The organism is Trichococcus collinsii (genome assembly GCF_900107505.1).
Lineage (GTDB): Bacteria > Bacillota > Bacilli > Lactobacillales > Aerococcaceae > Trichococcus > Trichococcus collinsii.
The window spans coordinates 147,598-166,214 of sequence record NZ_FNQH01000003.1 but is presented as its reverse complement, the minus strand read 5'-3'; the positions used below and the strand labels follow the sequence as shown (position 1 = coordinate 166,214).

At 45.6% G+C, this 18,617-nt stretch carries 20 protein-coding genes; 5 read left to right on the top strand and 15 right to left on the bottom strand.

The window, feature by feature from the left end; genetic code table 11:
• Window positions 1-182: 182 nt before the first annotated feature.
• The 4 genes from BLV66_RS08275 (at window position 183) to nadC (ending at window position 4,177) form a co-directional block, all read left to right on the top strand.
• Window positions 183-803, top strand: coding sequence for a ferritin-like domain-containing protein (locus BLV66_RS08275; protein ID WP_086985647.1), 621 nt, complete (start codon window positions 183-185; stop codon window positions 801-803).
• A 351-nt stretch (window positions 804-1,154) separates the two neighbouring features.
• Complete coding sequence (nadA, locus tag BLV66_RS08270) at window positions 1,155-2,084, top strand: quinolinate synthase NadA (protein ID WP_086985646.1); 930 nt, start codon at window positions 1,155-1,157, stop codon at window positions 2,082-2,084.
• Entirely contained in the window at window positions 2,071-3,351 is a 1,281-nt protein-coding gene (locus tag BLV66_RS08265; protein WP_086985645.1) for an L-aspartate oxidase, read from the top strand. The genes nadA and BLV66_RS08265 overlap by 14 nt, the downstream gene beginning before the upstream one ends.
• The gene (nadC, locus tag BLV66_RS08260; RefSeq protein WP_086985644.1) at window positions 3,341-4,177 is read left to right on the top strand and encodes a carboxylating nicotinate-nucleotide diphosphorylase; all 837 of its coding nucleotides are present in this window, start codon (window positions 3,341-3,343) and stop codon (window positions 4,175-4,177) included. Before BLV66_RS08265 ends, nadC begins: the two co-directional genes overlap by 11 nt.
• Before the next feature lie 117 nt (window positions 4,178-4,294).
• On the opposite strand, the gene BLV66_RS08255 is transcribed toward nadC, so the two are convergent.
• The 7 genes from BLV66_RS08255 to BLV66_RS08225 all read right to left on the bottom strand — a co-directional run bounded on the left by BLV66_RS08255 (window position 4,295) and on the right by BLV66_RS08225 (window position 9,612).
• Window positions 4,295-4,813, bottom strand: a complete 519-nt coding sequence (locus BLV66_RS08255; RefSeq protein ID WP_218131823.1) for a carboxymuconolactone decarboxylase family protein — start codon at window positions 4,811-4,813, stop codon at window positions 4,295-4,297.
• A 168-nt stretch (window positions 4,814-4,981) separates the two neighbouring features.
• A complete protein-coding gene (locus BLV66_RS08250; protein ID WP_256327889.1) occupies window positions 4,982-5,293 on the bottom strand; it encodes a helix-hairpin-helix domain-containing protein in 312 nt (103 codons plus the stop codon).
• 237 nt (window positions 5,294-5,530) lie between these two features.
• Window positions 5,531-6,322, bottom strand: coding sequence for a heliorhodopsin HeR (gene heR, locus BLV66_RS08245; protein ID WP_086985642.1), 792 nt, complete (start codon window positions 6,320-6,322; stop codon window positions 5,531-5,533).
• 84 nt (window positions 6,323-6,406) lie between these two features.
• Window positions 6,407-6,943: a signal peptidase I gene (gene lepB / locus BLV66_RS08240; RefSeq protein WP_176974184.1), complete on the bottom strand. Its 537-nt coding sequence runs from the start codon at window positions 6,941-6,943 to the stop codon at window positions 6,407-6,409.
• Complete coding sequence (locus tag BLV66_RS08235) at window positions 6,900-7,490, bottom strand: DUF6448 family protein (RefSeq protein ID WP_086985640.1); 591 nt, start codon at window positions 7,488-7,490, stop codon at window positions 6,900-6,902. Before BLV66_RS08235 ends, lepB begins: the two co-directional genes overlap by 44 nt.
• 97 nt (window positions 7,491-7,587) lie before the next feature.
• Window positions 7,588-8,232: a DUF2238 domain-containing protein gene (locus BLV66_RS08230; RefSeq protein WP_086985639.1), complete on the bottom strand. Its 645-nt coding sequence runs from the start codon at window positions 8,230-8,232 to the stop codon at window positions 7,588-7,590.
• Between the two features lie 15 nt (window positions 8,233-8,247).
• Window positions 8,248-9,612 (bottom strand): deoxyribodipyrimidine photo-lyase, encoded by a 1,365-nt coding sequence (locus BLV66_RS08225; protein WP_086985638.1) that lies wholly within the window; start codon window positions 9,610-9,612, stop codon window positions 8,248-8,250.
• 247 nt (window positions 9,613-9,859) lie between these two features.
• Between BLV66_RS08225 and BLV66_RS08220 the strand changes: the two genes are divergently transcribed.
• Window positions 9,860-10,711, top strand: coding sequence for a pentapeptide repeat-containing protein (locus BLV66_RS08220; protein ID WP_086985637.1), 852 nt, complete (start codon window positions 9,860-9,862; stop codon window positions 10,709-10,711).
• 229 nt (window positions 10,712-10,940) lie between these two features.
• On the opposite strand, the gene BLV66_RS08215 is transcribed toward BLV66_RS08220, so the two are convergent.
• The 8 genes from BLV66_RS08215 to BLV66_RS08180 all read right to left on the bottom strand — a co-directional run bounded on the left by BLV66_RS08215 (window position 10,941) and on the right by BLV66_RS08180 (window position 18,585).
• On the bottom strand, window positions 10,941-11,363 hold the full coding sequence (locus BLV66_RS08215; RefSeq protein WP_086985636.1) for an HIT family protein: 423 nt from the start codon (window positions 11,361-11,363) through the stop codon (window positions 10,941-10,943).
• Between the two features lie 219 nt (window positions 11,364-11,582).
• A complete protein-coding gene (locus BLV66_RS08210; protein WP_086985635.1) occupies window positions 11,583-12,158 on the bottom strand; it encodes a methyltransferase family protein in 576 nt (191 codons plus the stop codon).
• 42 nt (window positions 12,159-12,200) lie between these two features.
• Window positions 12,201-12,461, bottom strand: coding sequence for a hypothetical protein (locus BLV66_RS08205; protein ID WP_086985634.1), 261 nt, complete (start codon window positions 12,459-12,461; stop codon window positions 12,201-12,203).
• A 37-nt stretch (window positions 12,462-12,498) separates the two neighbouring features.
• Window positions 12,499-13,095: a hypothetical protein gene (locus tag BLV66_RS08200; RefSeq protein WP_086985633.1), complete on the bottom strand. Its 597-nt coding sequence runs from the start codon at window positions 13,093-13,095 to the stop codon at window positions 12,499-12,501.
• A 220-nt stretch (window positions 13,096-13,315) separates the two neighbouring features.
• Window positions 13,316-14,563, bottom strand: coding sequence for an HlyC/CorC family transporter (locus BLV66_RS08195; RefSeq protein ID WP_093114553.1), 1,248 nt, complete (start codon window positions 14,561-14,563; stop codon window positions 13,316-13,318).
• Between the two features lie 45 nt (window positions 14,564-14,608).
• Window positions 14,609-15,688 (bottom strand): sporulation integral membrane protein YtvI, encoded by a 1,080-nt coding sequence (gene ytvI, locus BLV66_RS08190; protein ID WP_086986024.1) that lies wholly within the window; start codon window positions 15,686-15,688, stop codon window positions 14,609-14,611.
• 671 nt (window positions 15,689-16,359) lie between these two features.
• Window positions 16,360-17,466 (bottom strand): NADH-dependent flavin oxidoreductase, encoded by a 1,107-nt coding sequence (locus tag BLV66_RS08185; RefSeq protein ID WP_086985631.1) that lies wholly within the window; start codon window positions 17,464-17,466, stop codon window positions 16,360-16,362.
• Between the two features lie 294 nt (window positions 17,467-17,760).
• A complete protein-coding gene (locus BLV66_RS08180) occupies window positions 17,761-18,585 on the bottom strand; it encodes an oxidoreductase (RefSeq protein ID WP_086986023.1) in 825 nt (274 codons plus the stop codon).
• Window positions 18,586-18,617: the final 32 nt, after the last annotated feature.

The following is an 18,617-nucleotide window of genomic DNA, read 5'->3' as shown; positions in this document are numbered from 1 at the left end:
ATAGCTGTTGGGGTAAAAAATTTTGCTGCCGGAAAGCCCCAATTTTTTGACATTTTTTCTAGTAAGGCGTACCTTTATGGTGACAAGACCTTTGTTCAAGTTTGCCATCCAACATCTGAAAATGTGTGGTCCCTTCCCAAATCCCAATCACTCCTATCGCTTAAACTGAAAGGATGAAAAAAATGAACAGGAACCAGAAACTCTACGGATCGGCCACGTTGTTGAGTCTATTGTTATTGGTAGGTTGTACCGCAAACGATGATACAGAAACAAATGATTCTTCAGCAGTAGGCTCCTCGGAAATGGTCGAAAGCAATTCCGAACAAGATGAATCTATAATGGAAGAAGACGAATCTATTGAAGCACCATCCCCATACATCTATGGTGCGGTCGGAGCATTGGCGGACAACAATCTTACGATGGAAGAAATGTTCACATATGCCATCCAAGATGAGCAATTGGCCCATGGGGAATATACCTACGTACTGGAAACTTTCGGAGATCAAGCTCCATTCAACAACATCGTATCAGCTGAGGCACAGCATATCTCTGAAATGACCGTTCTGTTCGAAAAATACGACTTGGTGATTCCGGCTGATGAATCGGCAGACCACCTAAAACAGGCAGCGGATATCAAGGAAGGTTTGGAGAACTGCGCCACAGGAGAAGTGGATAATATCGCGATGTACGACAAATTCCTCGACCAGGACATCCCGGATGACGTTCGTGCAACTTTTACGGCTTTGCGCAATGCTTCGGAAGGACATCTGGATGCGTTCAATAAGAGCCTCGAAAAATATTAAGAAGATAACCTTAGCTATTAAAGTCTTTTTCCGAAAGGAGAAAGATTTTTTTTTTACATGGTTCGCTGTTTACAAGTAGCTAATGTCATTGAATTTCACATCATATATATCTTTCACCGTCATCTGCTTGTTCTCACTATCATTTCATTCAAAATGGCGTCGAAAAGAAATGTTTGGGGAGGAAAATAGGTCTTCTGTTATTCAAATCTTATTTGATGATTTCTGACGGCCTTGAAAGGTAGTGATCAAATTGGCTGTATAAGTTCTTTTCTCCACAGGGTGTCTTGACACCTGTAAAGTTACGTGATATATTCATTTTCATTAAACTATCACAAAAAAGGGGTCGCAACAATGGATGAACTTACGGAAAGAATATTGCAGCTGAAAGCAGAAAAAGATGCCGTCATTCTCGCACACTACTACGTTCCTGGAGCCGTTCAAGATATCGCAGATTTTATCGGGGATTCGTACTATTTGAGCAAAATTGCAGCACAGGTCACGGAAAAAGTGATCGTTTTCTGCGGCGTCGCCTTCATGGGCGAAAGCGCGAAGATGCTGAATCCGGATAAAGTCGTCCTGATGCCTGATCTGAAGGCAGATTGCCCTATGGCTCACATGGTCAAAATCCGCGACATCCAGAAAATCCGTGAAACTTACGAAGATGTGGCTGTTGTCTGCTACATCAATTCCACCGCCGAAATCAAGGCCCACGCCGATGTCTGCGTCACTTCATCAAATGCGAAAAACGTCATCGCTGCCCTTCCCAACCGCTACATTTATTTCATTCCCGACGAGCACCTAGGCAGATACATTTCCCATCAGCTCCCGGAAAAGACGTTTCTTTTCAATGACGGATACTGCCCGATCCATACCAGTATCCGCGTTCCCGATGTTCTGAAGATGAAGCGTGACCTACCGCAAGCTGAAATTCTGGCGCATCCAGAATGCAAGGAAGAGATCCTTGATTTGGCGGACTTTGTCGGAAGCACGTCGGACCTCGTCGCCTATAGCGAAAAGAATCCAGCCCAGGATTTCATCATCTGCACGGAAATCGGCGTCATCCATGAAATGGAAAAACGTTCACCCGGCAAAAGGTTCCATGCCCCTTCAGTCGGTCAGGTCTGTCCCGATATGAAACTGAATACCCTGGAGAAAATCATCTACGCTCTGGAGACTTTCGAACCTGCAGTGGAAATGGATGAATCGTTGCGTGCAAAAGGACTGCAACCGCTGGAACGGATGATGAAATTGGCCGAGGTGAAGACCCATGCGCAACTATGATGTCCTTATCGTCGGAACCGGTGTTGCCGGACTCTTTGCAGCCCTCAACCTCAGCAAAGACAAAAAAATTCTGATCGTCACCAAAGGTACTTTGGAGGAGAACGATTCCTTCCTTGCCCAGGGCGGCATCTGCGTCCAGCGAGATAAAATGGACTTCGAGCCATTTATGGAGGACACATTGCGTGCCGGCCACTACGAAAACAACGAAGCAGCCGTCGTAGCCATGATCCGCTCCTCGCGGGAAATCATCAGCGATCTTATCGGTTTGGGCGTCGCCTTCGACAAAAAGGGGGATGGCTTCTCCTACACCAAAGAAGGCGCCCACTCCAGAGCTCGGATCCTGCATTGCAAAGATATGACCGGCAAGGAAATCAACAGCAAACTGATTGCCCGGATCAAGGAACAGAAAAATGTGTCCATTCTGGAAAGCAGCACGCTTGTCGATCTTTTGGTTGCCGACGACCGTTGCTATGGTGCAGTGCTCCGCGACCAGTCCGGTAATCTTTCCAATTTCTACGCTCAGAACACGCTGCTTGCCACTGGCGGCATCGGCGGCCTGTTCAGCAAATCGACCAACTTTGCGCATTTGACCGGCGACGCCATCGCCGTCGCGCTGAGGCATAGCGTCCGCGTCAAGGACATGAATTATGTCCAGATTCATCCGACTTCTTTGTATACAGGCCGTTTGGGGAGAGCTTTCCTGATGTCGGAATCGCTGCGTGGGGAAGGCGCCATCCTTGTCGGCAAAGACGGTCAACGTTTCGCTGATGAACTGTTGCCGCGCGACCTGCTTACGAAAGAAATTTATGCCCAGATGGAGAAGGACCGTTTGCCCTATGTCCGGATGCTTTTGAAAGGCCACATAGAAGGGTCGATCTCCGAAAGGTTCCCGGGAATCCACGCCCACTGCCTGCAGGAGGGCTATGATCTGACCGAGGATTATATCCCGGTCGTGCCCGCCCAGCATTACTTCATGGGCGGCATCGAAGTCGATCTGCAGAGCAAGACTTCGATGGCTAATCTGTATGCCGCAGGGGAAACGAGTTGCAACGGCGTGCACGGGAAAAACCGCTTGGCGAGCAATTCGTTGCTGGAAAGCTTGGTGTTCAGTAAACGTGCTGCCCAAGCCATCGATGCGGAATTCCAACGCGCACTTCCTTATCCTTTTCCCGAACCGGATGCCCGATCCATCACGGATGGCTTGAATGAAGCTACAAGAAATCTATTAGAATTAATCGGAATAGAGGAGGAAGCCCATGCAAAGTAATATGGATCGCCTGATTTTGGCGGCGCTCGACGAGGATATCCCAACCGAGGATCTCTCGACCAACGCCATCATCACAGCCTACACAAAAGGCAAGGCCCAACTGTTGTGCAAACAGGACGGCATCATTGCGGGGCTTGACGTCTTCGCCAGGACCTTTGCCCTCCTCGACGACACGACCGAAGTGTTTTTCCATTTCCAGGAAGGAGATGCCGTCAAATCGGGAGATCTTTTGGCTGAAGTGATCGGCGATATACGCGTCATCCTGTCCGGCGAACGCACCGCCCTGAATTATCTCCAGCGCATGAGCGGCATCGCCACGCATACCCGCAAAATCGTCGACTTGCTTGAAGGCAGCGGCATCACGCTGCTCGACACCCGCAAGACGACACCGAACAACCGGATTTTCGAGAAATATGCCGTGAAGGTCGGCGGCGGTAGCAACCACCGGTTCAGCCTGTCCGACGGCGTTATGCTGAAGGACAACCACATCGCTGCGGCAGGCGGCATCAAGCAGGCAGTCGCTGCGGCGCGGGAATATGCTTCTTTTGTGCATAAGATTGAAGTCGAGGTGGAAAACTTGGATATGGTCAAAGAAGCGCTCGAGGCGAGGTCCGACATCATCATGCTGGATAATATGACCCCGGCGGAGATGAAGGAAGCCGTCCGTTTGATTGACGGGCGTGCCTTGGTGGAGTGCTCTGGCAATCTCACCGCTGAAAACATCGCCGCCTTGCGCGACACCGGTGTGGATTACCTTTCATCAGGCGCCCTGACCCACTCTTCGGCGATCCTCGATTTGTCGCTGAAGAACCTGAAACGGATCTGACGGAAAGTTATACCCATTAAAACGCAGATAAGCTGTGGAAAAGCCATTAAAAATGGTTTTCCACAGCTTATTTTTTTCGTTATCCACAAACAGAATGATTTTAGTTCAGCTGTGTCCTCAGAAAGTGATTATCGGTCTCTTGAATAGGCCGTCCATCATCGCTTGGATCAAGACCAGCGGCAGATAGACGATGATACTGAGCATCATCGTTAATTCATACACCAAACTGCTCTTTTTTACTGCTTTGCCTTTCAACCGGCTCATAAAGGCACTGATTGCGATGCCGTGCGCATTGCCGACCATAATGGCTCGAACGGCACCCAAAATTCCTTTCGCCTTGTCTTCCCCATAAAGAGAGACGATCCGATCCCAGGATTCTTCCGTCGGATACCCTCTTCTGTCCGCAAAATGCTGGGCGAAAAGGTACGCAGGCATTTCCTCTACAGGGATTTTGTCAGCGGATCCCGCCAACAATTTCTGGATTTCTTCCGCAGTCATCCCTTGCTCGAGAGCCATTTTCGTGTGTGCATAGGAACAGACTTCACAGCCGTTGACTTCCGTCACGCCCAACATGATTCTCTCGATGAATTCCGGACTCAATTCGTTTTTCTTTTTGGCCTTGATCATGTATTTCATTGTGCGGACTCCATCATACAAAATTGAATAAAATTCCCCCACCGAGTATATTTTCTTGTAGAATTCCTGCGCCATTGTTGTCTCCTTTACCCTGTAAGCCTCGCCAGATTTGTTAAAAACAATTATACCCCTACAGGTATGCATAGTAAAGAAGACATTTTAGCTGACCTATTTGTCTTTCCAGTTCCACCATTTCAGCTTTTCCGGTTCTGGATGCGGTTCGGTCGCATAATAGATAGCGCAGCGGAAAGTGTACAGTACACAGGGATCTTGCCGCTGACCGGTTATCCTGTTCAAACGCTCATATAGTTCCTGCGGGTCCTTGTCGCGCAGGTCCGCGATTGTATTTATCCCCAAAGAAACAAGCGTAGCCGCCATCTTCGGCCCGATGCCGGGAATTTGCTGCAGTTCTTTCATTTTTATTTTCCCCCTCACTTTGATCCCTTCTTCTTCAGAACCATTGTAGCCCTTGTCCCCCACTATTGCCAATAATGTCATTTTGGTTGAAAACTGAAAAAAAAACGGACAGGTTGGGCATCCATCAGAAGCTTTCTGGTGGACGCCCAACCTGTCCGGCTGAAGCGTGATCATTCGAATATAAGCAAAACAGAAATAAATTACACTTCCTCCATACCTTCAATATACACTTTATTTGTAAATTGGATCGAAACATTTTGTATTATTATGGTAAAGGATGTCGCCTGAAACTTGCCTGCATTATGGCTGCATCGCTCCGAAAAGCACGAGCCAAGCGAGGATTGATTTCGCAACCAGACTCAGAACAATATAAACACGCTCCCCGTAGAGGTAGTCCGCCCATTTCCCTACTTTCTTGTACTGCAAAATCATATTGATCGGGAAAGTATTGAACGCAATGAAATAAGTGCCGACGATTGCCCAGACAAACCAAGGCACCTCACCGAAATTGCCGGTCCCGAACATGTAAAGCAGGATGGCGATCCATGGCGCGATTCCGGCGATCGAGCCCCAAATGAAGGGTCCCCATTGGATATTATCTTTTGAATGTCCCGCATTCAGCTGCTCCATCACGAGTCCGAAGAGATTCATTGTGGCATTCACAATAAAGATCAGAATGAGTGATGCAATATCGTAGATGCCGAACAAGGTCGCAATCAGGACTATCATAATCGATGAACTGAGCGCGTATTCAAACCAGCGGAATTTGTTGATGCCCTTGGCCAAATCGGCATTATAGACCGCATTTAGCTTTTTCGGAATGGAAATCAAGGCATGCGCAATTGCGGAAATGAACAAGAACGAAGCGACCAGAATACCGAACGGCAATTCGAAAAGGACACGCGAGGCTGTTTCCAGCGAGCGCGTTTCGGGATTGAAGGATAAATAGAATTGGCTGATTTCAGGACTGAACTCACCGATTTTCTGGATGACGTTCGTTGCCAAAAAAAGCATCGCAATCCCTTGGACCAGATGGAGTCCACCCATGATCAGATTGAAGCGTCGTAGTTTTTCTGTCGTGATCTCTTTCATGATAATACACCTTTCTTTCTCTAATGTTTGATGCAATAAACGTCCTAATCGAGACCTTATCAAGTTAATATGAAATCGTTCCGATTACATTTTTCGGAATGGCACGAGGGAGAAAATGATTCTTCCTTGGATAGCCTGTTCTGAAATGAACGGATCAAGGAAGGAACGACTATCATATGAAAGTGCTCTATTGTCCCCCAACAAAAAATACTTACCTGTAGGCACCCGATATTCCGATCTTTTCCCTTCAGTTTGCTTGAGATAGGGTTCTTCCAATTTATTTCCGTTGACGTAAACAGCGCCATCACGTTCACATATGATATGGTCATGCGGAAATCCGATGACCCTTTTTATCAACATATCCTTAAGTTCATCAGAATAAAAAACGAGGATGTCGCCTCTTTTGATTTCCATTGCATCATGGATGCGAAGTGTGACTCCCCAATCCTTCGGGCGCAGAGCGGGATACATCGAATCGGACTGCACCACCGTAAGGAAAAATAGATGTTTTCGGACGAGTACGGCGGCGAAAATGGCGGCAATAGTCAGAGAAATATACAGAAAGCCCTGTTCCAAATCAGTGCGGGTGCGCAGTATGGCCATGATCGTGTTTATGTACATGGTGTTCACCTTCCACCGTCTTGAAGAAATCGACATAAGCTTCTATGTAAGCTCTCCCAGCTTCCACGTCATCCACATCGAATTCTTTCAGTGACAAAGCTTTTTTGAATTTCCCTTCCAGTCCATGGATTTCTTCATGGGACAACAGCCCTTCTAATGGAGATAAGTTCCCTACTTCTATACATTTATCGGCTGCTGCAACTTTTTCATCGATGGGGGTTCCCGAAGGCTTCAGCCCTTCATAGAAGGCTCCTTCCCCGGCCCGATGAATTCTGACAAGATTCTCAAGAAAATATCTGTCCGCCAATTCCTTGGCATCCGGCCCGAGTGCCCTGACCTTACTGCTCAAGGCGAAGATTTCCTTCAGTTCCCCCTCTTGCTCCGGAAGGATCCATTTTAACGCATAATTAATGTTGCAGGTCTCCAGTGCTCGCTTTCCGTCAACAGCTGTAGGCCCATCCATGGTATCGCAATGTGCTTTTGCTTTCACAGGTACAAAAAGAACACTAAAAAATACAACGGCTGCAATTACCAGCATCATTTCCATTTCAGTTTCCTCCTTCTCGCAAATACAACAAAATAGAATTGTCACACTGCTCCAACCTCAGCTTCAACTTCATTATAGGCCAACAGCCCAGATATGGCTAACAGAGAGGTCTATCGGAATCTCCCATCTTTTCCATTTGGCTGTCGTGGAACGGTCCGAACACAAATAACGCCAGACTCGCACCGATCAATGCCCAAATCATATCCCAAAGGCTGTCGAATGCGTCACCCTGCGTCCCCATCACAGCATCGGCGGGCACATCCATAATTTTGACGACCGCGAATTCGCTCAGTTCGTAGGCTGCGCTGAAGCCCAGACAGGACAGGATGACGATGAGAGTCAACATTTTGCTCTTCTTGACATAACCGCCCCGCAACAGAAACTCCTTGGCCAAAAAAGCCGGCACGAAACCTTGGGCGAAATGCCCCACCCGATCAAAGTAATTGCGCTCCCAACCAAACTGTTCCTTCCACTGATTGAACAAAGGGTTCTGGGAATAGGTAAAGTGCGCGCCGTACACCAACAACAAAGCATGCAGAAAAGCCATCACATAGACAAAGGTGCTGAAACGGAACTTCCGGTAAGTCACAACCAACAAGAAAACGAGCAGGAGCGCAGGTGTCATCTGACCCATCCAAGCCAGCCGATCCAATGGACGTATGGCCGAAATAATGTATGCTATAACGAAAAGTACCAAAAGGGCTATATGCAAAGGTTCTGCCTTGTTGCCATTTCCCGCCATCCGTTCCGCCCCCTTTTATTTGCGTGATCGTTCGGCAACCTGATCCATATACAGCTGCATGTCGAACTTGCGCTTCAGGCCTTTGTCGTTCATGAAACGGACATTCCCGAAGATGGCCCGTTCCCCCCATGGCCGGTCGTGTTTTCCGAAGCACCAGCTCACTCCGGCGAAACCGTTCGGATCGCGACCATCCAATAGGTACTTGTTGTTCAGATAAATCGCTTTGCGATAGGCTTCTTCAGGTGTGCTGCTCCACTCTAGAATTTTCTTGGCCCAATACATCCGCATATACCCGTGCATTTTCCCGGTCAGGTTCATCTCCAGCTGCGCGGCATTCCAATAGTCGTCGTGGGTCTTGGCAACTTCCAATTCCTTCAGGGAATACAGATATTCCCGCTCATCCGCCAAGTGCTTGGCTAGCGTCTTCTTGGCCCAATCCGGCACGGCTGCGAAGGAGTCGTACTGTTCATTGTAATAAACAAAATTGATGGCCAATTCCCTCCTGACGACAAGTTCTTCGAGAAAACTCTGCTGGCTTTCGCTGTCCATCCCCATCAGCCTGCGGTAAACATAGAGCGGCGAAATCTGGCCGAAATGGAGGTAGGGACTCAAGTTTGAGGTGACGGACTCGCCGGGGCGGTTCTTCTGTTCGCTGTACCCCGCTAATTTATTTTTGATGAAATCCTCGAGCCAACATTTAGCTTCACTTGTTCCGCCGATATAATCCGAAACGCGTGGGACACTACGGTCAATAGCCAACCCTGCCAAGGCCAGTTTGGTATCCGAAATGTCATACGCCTCGAACGGAAGCTTCTCTGCGATGGATGGATGCTGGCAGACGGTCTCTTCCAATGGCGCCAAACAATGCGGTAGAATTTTTTTCAATTTGGAGCGCAAGGTCGCGGCGGAATACTCCTCTTTCGGAGAAGCCAGTTCGACCGGGACGACGACGTTACTTTCGATCTGGACGACGGCACACTCTGTACTCGCGGCCAAGACAGCACGCCATTGCCGCTCGATCCTGAGATAGCCACGGTCCACAACCATCAAGGCAGCCAATTCGGAAATCTCCAAAGCGCCTTGTTCCGGCGATATTTTCCGGATCAACATTTGGATGCCGCGCTGCTCCAGTGCGGCTTTCGTTTCCTTCAGCCCTTCCAGCATGAATGCGTAGTGGCGCTCATTGGCTTCCGGAAAGCCGTCCGTGATTCCGAAGTAAACGACCAGCGGCTTCTCGAGCCGGTTAGCCTGACGGATCGCATATTCCAGAGCATGGTTGTACTCTGCCCGCTGTGAACTCTGCATCCAGTAGACGACATATGGTTGCTCCATCTCTATTTTCTTTTCATTCAGTTGTTTAATTCTTTCTTCCAGTATCATCCATTTCCCCCCGTATTTCTTCACGATTATTGTCATTTCTATTATAGAACATCGCACCCAATCCGCCTATTTTTGTGGATTGGGAAGTTAGGATAGTCGTTATTTGCATCCACAGATGGATTGAAAATCATGTATAATGGAATCAAGAATTTTTCTTCAGTTCAAAAATATAAATGGGGCTAGTGACCTGGAATTTAATCTCCTTATTTTTTGAGCCTCGACCAACGTGAAAAGGATGGTTGCAAAAATGTATAACGAAACAGCCAAAAATATCAGAGAAAGTTTAAGGGCCGATTGTTCGCAGTGCATTGGGCTCTGCTGCACAGCGCTCAACCTCATAGCGTCAAGCGATTTTGCAATCAACAAACCGGCAGGCAGTCCTTGTGTCAATTTGCAGTCCAATTACAGGTGCCACATTCACGCTCATCTACGGGAGGAAGGTTTTAAGGGCTGTACCGTGTTTGACTGTTTGGGTGCTGGACAAGTTGTTTCCCAAGTTACGTTTAAAGGTCAAAGTTGGCGGGATGACCTTGAAATTAGAGCCAGGATGTTCCAAGTGTTTCCGATTATGGAACAAATCCATGAAATGATTGCCTACGCGGCGGAAGCTTTGTCTTATGAATTACCCCAGAATTTGTCCGAGAAATTGAACGTGCAGCTAAAAGAGTTGCAAAACCTGACAAAACACGATGCTGATCACCTTCTGTCTTTGGCTATAGTGGTGCACAGATTTCCCTTAAATGGATTGTTATCGGAAACCAGCAACTATATACGAGGAAGACTAATCCACAGAATTTCTGGCAACAAAAAAGCCAAGGAATATAATCATGAAAGAGTCAACTGGATCGGGAAAAATTTAAGCGGGCAAAATCTGCAGGCTGTCAATTTAAGGGGAGCTTATTTGATTGCTGCTGATATGAAAAATGCAGATTTTAGAGGTGCGGATTTTATCGGGGCTGATTTGCGTGACGCTGATTTAGGGGGGGCAAACTTATCCACGAGTATGTTTTTGACTCAGATGCAAATGAATTCAGCTAAAGGTGATGAGAAGACTTTGCTACCCTCTTATATCCAAAGACCCTTTCATTGGATAGCCTGATGTGTTGATAATTTTTACATTGCATCAGTTACTGTCTTTTCCTTTGGTTAAAGCAAAAAGCTGACTCCATCTGGAGCCAGCTTTTTTAATTCGGAATCAGAACGCTCTCTTAAACGCATTCTGATTCGCAGGCGATTCCGCCTAAGCTGATATTACGTCACAGCCAAAAAGCGGCTGTTCTTGTAATATCCTCTTAGTGCTCATCCCCTCCCGCGAATCATCACGCTCTTTACATGTTTGTACGGATCTGTTCAGCCAATGCTTCGTACGCATCGTCCGTCAGGGTCACGCGGCCTGGGTTCATGTCGAAAGTCGAGCCCCATTCGAAGGCGTCGTCTTTGTATTTTGGCACCAAGTGGAAGTGCAGGTGTTTGCCGGTATCGCCGTAAGCACCGTAATTGACCTTTTCAGGGCTGAAGGCTTTGTGCAGCGCATTCGCAACTGTGGCGATGTCCGCGAAGTAGCCGTTTCGCTCTTCATCCGTGATGTTCACCAATTCGCTCACGTGGTCTTTGTAGGCAACGATCACGCGGCCTTTGTGGCTTTGTTCTTTAAAAACGTAGACTTTACTGTAAGGCAATTCGCAGCAAGGGTAGCCGAAAGCCGCCACCATTTCGCCTTCCATGCAATAGGCGCAATTTTCATCTTTCATAAATACAGACCTCCTTGAAATATACTTCCGGTCCATTATAACACTTTTAAGCGCCTACATTTTGTCTATAATCCAACAGTATTGCGGACAAAATGTGAACACACTGAATCTGTACTCAATCCAAATGATGCTCTTTGTCATGCCATTCCGCTTCCGGGAAGGCAATTAAATAGAACGTATTGTTGCCTGACATAACCATTTTATCGGCATAGCACCTCTTCAAAAGTATCTTCTCGTTTTCTTCTGATAACCTGTATATTCTTTTCCAAATACCTTTGATAGAAACTTCTCCTCTTCTAATATCTGAAGATGAAGGAGGAATAACAGTATGCAGGAAATGAGGATATTGACTATGTTTGAAAACAGCAAAGCCATTCCGATAAAGAACAAATCAAATCCGACAAATCCTGGATTTCTGCTGTACTTGTATATTCCCGTCGTTATCAATACCGTTTTCTGCTTGTAATCAATGCCGCCTCTCCAACTGTCGCCCAACGTTGCCATGGCAACAATCAGTGTTATGATCCCCGCTACGGAAAGAATAGCCCCAAGGTATCTGACACCGTCATGCTGTATGATGATAGGCAGTTTTTCATCGAATAAAATAGTCAGGAATTGGGTCAATGCTGTCAGCAGAAGCGTGATTACCAGGCTAATTTCAATGATACCTGTTTTTTTTGGTTTATTCCCTCTTCCGATTTGGATAGTTTTTATGCCGCGGCTGTTTTGCACAAACATTTTGATGTAGAAGTTTATGTAGAAGGAAAAATACAGTATCAACCCAATAGTTTTCACAGTCAGCACCTCAATATTATCCGTGTTGCATCCAGAATACGATCAGTCTTGAATGAAAAGACTGTGTGAGAGCAAAAATAAGATGACCACAACACCAAAGATCAATGCACAGTAAGTCAAGATTGTTCGTTCTTTTCGGAGTGCTTTTATGCTAAGGACTAAAGCAGCCAACTCCAGGAGAATGGCAACTAATAATATGAAACCCATCGTTTCGAAAAGTAAGAATATCACCAACAACACAATACTAGCCGACGTCAATCCGACCGCCCATTTCCCCGCGCTACTTTCTGGAACTACTTTCATAATAATTCTCCTCCCAAATCAACCGAAGTAACTGACTTCATTCTTCCGCATAGCCAAAATAGGCCAAAATCTTCTCCAGCACTTGGTATTCGGGAACATAGCCATACCCCGCGGATTGATCTTCACTGATGCTGAATGGCGCTGATCCGATCATTGTTTCCTCATGGATAATGGTGCCGGCTGCCCTATCCATGATGGTAATTTGGACATAGCGCGTATAGGCAATCCCTTCATTTGAATAGGTTCCGGTTTCCATGTAATAGCGGCGCAGCTTGACCAGCACGTTCATTTCGGAATCAGATTTGGCCTGCAGTTCCTCTGGCAAATCGAGATAGTGCGGCGAATACACGTATTTTTCTCTAGCCCCTTCCTCAACGGACTCATCGTTTTCGATGATGAATATCTTAGCGGGAATCGGGGCTTGCCCTTCCGCAAGCAAGCCTTGGATAACCGCATACGCTTCCACATTCCCGATCAGATCACTGCTTTCCAGTTCACTGATTTGGCTCTCCCTGATCGCTTCCGGATCCGAAGATGAGGCAGCTTCGTCATTGGAGGAGCCGCAGCCCGAAAAAATAAACAACATGGTCATGGTGAAGAAAAACGTGCACCGGTGTTTGTTATTTTTGATCATCTGAAGTCCCTCCTTGAACTGACAAAAGCCTATGGATTAAGGAAGACAATCGACTATACCGTGCATTTTGTAACCGCTCTTTTTTGACCTCATTATAACATATCACAAGTTCCGGAATCGCGCGCAGCCTCAGCTGGCAGAAAAAAAGACCATAGAGCGTTCTCCTTTATTAAAGGGAAATCCATATAGCCTTTTATTATTTTTGGGCCCTACAAAAATTTTAGTATGTAAATATTCTTAACTTCTCAATCCTGTATCTTTGAACGTGTTCTACAATAAACTTCATGTTATTAAATTCTATCTGCTCTCCTGCTTCCGGAAGTCTGCCAAATAGTCCTGTCACGAAACCACCAATAGTATCAAAGTCCTCAGATTCAATTTTAACTCCCAGCATTTCATTTACAAGATCGATTTCTGCACTGCCACGCACAAGATAATCGTCTTCTTTGACAACCTCTATTTCATTGAAAAGTTCATCCGATTCATCACGTATATCTCCCACAATCTCTTCTACTAAATCTTCCAATGTTATCATACCCGCAGTTCCACCATACTCATCTATAACGATAGCAACCTGTATGCTTTTATCTCTCATTTCGCTGAATAGTTCCGTAATCAACTTGAATTCAAACGTAAAGTAAGGTTCTCTCATGTACTTGGTTATTTCAAAAGTTTCTTTAGAGGCATCAAAAAAAATCAGATCCTTAAGATACAGTATACCCACTACATTATCTATTCCGTCATCATATACCGGAATTCGCGAATACTGTTGGGTTTTAAATACCTCTACTATTTTTTCATAGGGTGAATCCAGGTTGACTGCAACCATATACGTCCTTGGAGTCATTACTTCTGTAACCCTGGATTCCCTGAATTCAAAGACATTGTGTATCATAACTTTTTCTTCGCTTTCCAGCATTCCTTCTTCATGGCTCACATTGATCATGGTTTTCAGCTCTGCTTCCGTAATAAAAGGAGCACGAGCATCCGCTTCCCCACCAAGCACTTTAATGATCCTATTGGTAAGATAATTAAGGATTACGTTAAACGGTTTTAAAATAACAACAACGACACTGATAAAAGGGGCAACCTTCAAGGCTATCTTCTCAGAATTCTGTGCCGCCAATGACTTAGGCGTAATCTCAGAAAAAATCAGGACCAAAAGAGTCATGATTCCCGTTGCCAAACCTACTCCAGCGCTGCCGAAATTTTTTATTGCTAACGATGTTGCTAAAGAAGAGGCTCCAATATTCACAACATTGTTGCCGACAAGAATCGCACTCAACATTGTACTTGGATTTTCAACTAATTTTTGCACTTTTTTTGAGCCTAGGATATTTTCCTCCACCATATTCCTTATTCTTATTTTACTCAATGACATTAGAGCAGTTTCTGATGCAGAAAAAAAACTCGACAATGCCAAGAGCGCCACCAGAACGATTAACTGCCACGTGTCGCCAACTTCCATAATTTACCAAACTCCCTTTCGTAGTGCATTCAACAGCATAATCCCTCATTTAAGCAGCTTGATTGTTCCAGTATCACTCAGATGCTTCAGCAAGGATAGCGTAATAGGAAATCCGAACAAGCCAATAACGCCAATTAGGTTAGCCCCTATAAACATACTCATTAGTGCCACAACAGGATGCAGCCCCAACTGTCCGCCAACAATTTTCGGTTCCAGAATATTCCTTACAATCGTCACGACAATATACACAACTAGTATCCCAAGGGAAACCTGATAGTTTCCTTGGAAAAAAGTGATGATTGTCCATGGAATCATTATTCCGCCTGTACCCAATACAGGTAGTATATCGAATATCGCGATCATAAACGCAATCAATACTGCATTTGGAATTCCAATAATGGAAAGACCTACAGAAAGCTCAATAAAAGTAATACCCATAATCAATATATATGAACGGACCACCACGAACAGAGTATGCGATATGTATTGTTTGATCTTTTGGATTATCTCATTACTTCTTTTTGTGAATTGCCTTGATATAAATTGTGCTAATGTGTCATAATCCATTGCGATGAAGAAAGTTGAGATGATCATCAATACTATTTTTATCAGAAATTCAGGCAGCGAAGACGCTAGGCTTGATAAAGAACCCACCAGTGACAAAGAAACATTTTTAACATCCTCACCCAACGAATTTACAAACTGATTAAACCCTTCATTCAGAACTTCAACCAAGGCAGGATCCAAGCGATAAACAGCTTGCTCCACAACATCAAACGTATTTAGAAGAAATGGTTCCAGTTGCGTTTCGTATATCAGTGGCAGCCCAGAGATGAGTGCTGTAACCACTGAAATTAACTTTACACCAATCAATGAAAATAGAAGTCCAATCGTACTATAAAAAAGCAAGACAAGGACAATCGATACCATTTTAGGCGGAATTTTCAACATTACCGCTAATGATTTGGTTGGCTTTTTAAGCATGTATGCAATTAAAAATGCAAAGATAAAAGGACTTATCAAATTAATTGCATAATTTAAGAAGACATAAGCAATGAGAGCAATCAGAAAAAAATAAATTGTGTTTACGATGAAGCGTTTCTTGTTACTGTAATGAGATTCCATATTCTCTCCAATCCAACAGATTATATTCACGCGAGTGTGCATTTGAAGTATCAGGTACTTGACGACTAGTCCAGTATTTCCAGAAAAAAAATAGACTATAAAACACAGCATAAGCAGGCTGCATCATGGTCTACAATAGTTAAATGACGTATGAATTTTTATATAATTTAGCTTAGGCATCACAAATAAACTTCCAACAAAGTTTATAATCTGCCTTTCCCCAGGTTCATCTTCCATTTTGTCAATCCCTTTCAATGTTTATACTTCTATTTATAACCTACATTAAAGCGCATACCTTGTCAATTCTCTAATTTTGAGTTTCTTAAGCAAATAAGCATGGGAAATAAAATTTTGGTTGTGTATGATTATTTTTTTCTCTTGATCACTATCTAAGCAATCCTTTCACGACAGTTATATTCCATCTATTATTCAGTTTTTGGATACTAGACTTTTCAGTTTAGGAATTATCTATCCAGATAATCCTTAAATTTTCAGTAAATATATGCAAGTGCCAATTTATGCAAAATTAGAAACAAGTCCATCAAATAGCCAAAGCCATTTTGGCCCGCAGTCAAAAAAAAGCGGGAATGCATCATGCATCCTCGCTTTTTTGCAGTTCTTAAATTGTTTAAGTTAATGGCATTGACCAAATAGCCATAATCCCTTTTGTATTATTTCCCCAAACGATCCGGCATCATGAATTCCATGAATCCCCAGACGCCGTTCGCAAGGAACAGTTCTTCGCGGTCGTAGTTGGATATTTCTTGGCGGATCAGCTCATCCTTTTTAGCGAGAGCTTTTGCGCCCCAATGCGGATCGATCAACAAAGCACGTCCGACGGCAACAAGCTCCGAATTTTCCAATACTTGCTCCGCATCTTCGCTCGTGCGGACATCGCCCACACCGACCAACGGCACGCGTCCGTTGATTTGTTCATGGATGTACGCCAGCATGCTTTTCTCTTTATGGTCCTCAGAAACGGAAACCAGTTGACTGTCCCTCAAGGAAATATGCAGATAATCCAATTTTTTATCGGCCAATTGGTCCACAAGGTAGAGCGTATCCGAAAAGCGGATGCCAGGATTTTCGTATTCCTCTGGTGAAAAGCGGTAGCCGACGATAAAGTTCTCGACGCCGGATTCATCCACGACTGCCGTCACTTCATCAACCAACTTGTCAATGAAACGGAATCTTTTCTCAAGCGTGCCGCCCCATTCGTCGTCCCTGCGGTTGGAGTGCGGCGAGAAGAATTGTTGTAGCAGGTAGGTATTTGCGCCGTGCAGTTCCACACCGTCGAACCCAGCTACGATTGCGCGAAGGGTTGCGGCTTTAAAGTTTTCGATCAAGTCCAGGATTTCGTCCCCAGCCAACGCTCTCGGCGTTTCGGCATTCGGTCTTTCGGCAGCGACCGCACTCGGCGCCACTGGTTGAACACCACGAAGGACGCTTGAATCCGTCATGCGGCCACCATGGAAAATCTGGAGGATAGCTTTGGTGCCGTTTTTCTTGATGGCCGCAGCCAGTTTGCTCAACCCCGGAATGAAAACATCGGAAGCGACGCTCAATTCGCCTTCCCAGCCTTTTCCGTCGTTCTGAACATTCGCAGCGCCTGTGATGACCGCTCCGATTTCGCCAGAACGAAGCGCATAGTAATTGATTTCGTCGGATGTCACTACCCCATCATAAAAACTCATTTTCGTCGTCATCGGTGCCATCATGATGCGGTTCTTCAGTTCAAGGCCGCGTTTGAAAGTCAGTTTGTTGTTCATTGTTGACATGTTTTTCTCTCCTCTTAGATCGCTTTATATCATTCTACCGAGCTTGCCTGAAATTCCCAAACAAAATGCTCGGCTTATCCGCAATGCATGCACATGCATATATTTTATTACAAGTTACTTTCTTTTGCAAGAGGCGCGATTTTAAATTGTATCTTTCAGGAATCGGGCTCCCAGAGAGTGTACGGGGGAAACCTTATCAGCGCTATCTACTCACGAAAAAAACTGCGGAAAAGGCCTCGTGCCAGTTTCCGCAGTCTTCATCATTTCTATGTTTTCACATTTCCAGAAATCCGATCAGTAGTCCGTCTGTTTGCTGACGTCGCTCCAGTCCTCGATTTCCTGCAATCTTTCTTTCATCTCGGCGGACACGATTTTCACCGCATCAGAACCCAGCAACAACCGTTTCGGAAGATTTTCTTTCTTCATAGTTTCGTAGATGACTTCCCCCGCTTTGTCCGGGTCACCGGGTTGGTCCTGGTTATCGACGATGTTCTCTTTTCTGGTTTTCCAAGCAGTTTCGGCATAATCTTCGATCTGCTTCTTCGTCCCTTTCAGCGAGGTGTCGTAGAATTTGGTGCGGAAGGCGCCTGGTTCCACAGTCATCACTTTGATTCCCAGCGGAGCGACTTCCTTCATCAAGCCATCCGTCATCAATTCCAAAGCGGCCTTGGATGCGGCGTAATAACCGGAACCGACACCGGAACGGGCAGCAGCGATCGAGGAAACGTTGATGATGGCGCCATTTTTCTGAGCGCGCATGTAAGGCAAGACTTGCTTGATTAATGCAATCGGTCCGAAGAAATTGGTGTCGAACAACAGATTTACGCTGTCTTCTTCGCCTTCTTCAACGGAAGAACGATAGCCATAGCCTGCGTTGTTCACGAGAATGTCCACCCCGCCGAAATTATCCTCTGCCGCTTTCACGGCGCCCGCGATACTTTCTTTATTTGTGATATCCAAAGGCACCGCGATAGCAGTGTCGGGATAATTTTCGACGATATCCGCCAGCGTTGAAATGTTCCGTGCAGTCACTACCGCGTTATCCCCGTTTTTTAAAACTGCCTTTGCGATCCCTCTGCCGATGCCGCTGGAGCAGCCTGTAATCAACCATGTTGTCATATTGTTTTCTTCCTTTCCGAAGCTGTTTATTT

Bases quoted from the DNA above. Each gene is read 5' to 3' on its own strand.
- BLV66_RS08275 (WP_086985647.1), top strand. From the start codon at position 183: ATGAACAGGAACCAGAAACTCTACGGATCGGCCACGTTGTTGAGTCTA.
- nadA (WP_086985646.1), top strand. From the start codon at position 1,155: ATGGATGAACTTACGGAAAGAATATTGCAGCTGAAAGCAGAAAAAGAT.
- BLV66_RS08265 (WP_086985645.1), top strand. From the start codon at position 2,071: ATGCGCAACTATGATGTCCTTATCGTCGGAACCGGTGTTGCCGGACTC.
- nadC (WP_086985644.1), top strand. From the start codon at position 3,341: ATGCAAAGTAATATGGATCGCCTGATTTTGGCGGCGCTCGACGAGGAT.
- BLV66_RS08255 (WP_218131823.1), bottom strand. From the start codon at position 4,813: ATGAAATACATGATCAAGGCCAAAAAGAAAAACGAATTGAGTCCGGAA.
- heR (WP_086985642.1), bottom strand. From the start codon at position 6,322: ATGAAAGAGATCACGACAGAAAAACTACGACGCTTCAATCTGATCATG.
- lepB (WP_176974184.1), bottom strand. From the start codon at position 6,943: ATGTACATAAACACGATCATGGCCATACTGCGCACCCGCACTGATTTG.
- BLV66_RS08235 (WP_086985640.1), bottom strand. From the start codon at position 7,490: ATGGAAATGATGCTGGTAATTGCAGCCGTTGTATTTTTTAGTGTTCTT.
- BLV66_RS08230 (WP_086985639.1), bottom strand. From the start codon at position 8,232: ATGGCGGGAAATGGCAACAAGGCAGAACCTTTGCATATAGCCCTTTTG.
- BLV66_RS08225 (WP_086985638.1), bottom strand. From the start codon at position 9,612: ATGATACTGGAAGAAAGAATTAAACAACTGAATGAAAAGAAAATAGAG.
- BLV66_RS08220 (WP_086985637.1), top strand. From the start codon at position 9,860: ATGTATAACGAAACAGCCAAAAATATCAGAGAAAGTTTAAGGGCCGAT.
- BLV66_RS08215 (WP_086985636.1), bottom strand. From the start codon at position 11,363: ATGAAAGATGAAAATTGCGCCTATTGCATGGAAGGCGAAATGGTGGCG.
- BLV66_RS08205 (WP_086985634.1), bottom strand. From the start codon at position 12,461: ATGAAAGTAGTTCCAGAAAGTAGCGCGGGGAAATGGGCGGTCGGATTG.
- BLV66_RS08200 (WP_086985633.1), bottom strand. From the start codon at position 13,095: ATGATCAAAAATAACAAACACCGGTGCACGTTTTTCTTCACCATGACC.
- BLV66_RS08195 (WP_093114553.1), bottom strand. From the start codon at position 14,563: ATGGAAGTTGGCGACACGTGGCAGTTAATCGTTCTGGTGGCGCTCTTG.
- ytvI (WP_086986024.1), bottom strand. From the start codon at position 15,688: ATGGAATCTCATTACAGTAACAAGAAACGCTTCATCGTAAACACAATT.
- BLV66_RS08185 (WP_086985631.1), bottom strand. From the start codon at position 17,466: ATGTCAACAATGAACAACAAACTGACTTTCAAACGCGGCCTTGAACTG.
- BLV66_RS08180 (WP_086986023.1), bottom strand. From the start codon at position 18,585: ATGACAACATGGTTGATTACAGGCTGCTCCAGCGGCATCGGCAGAGGG.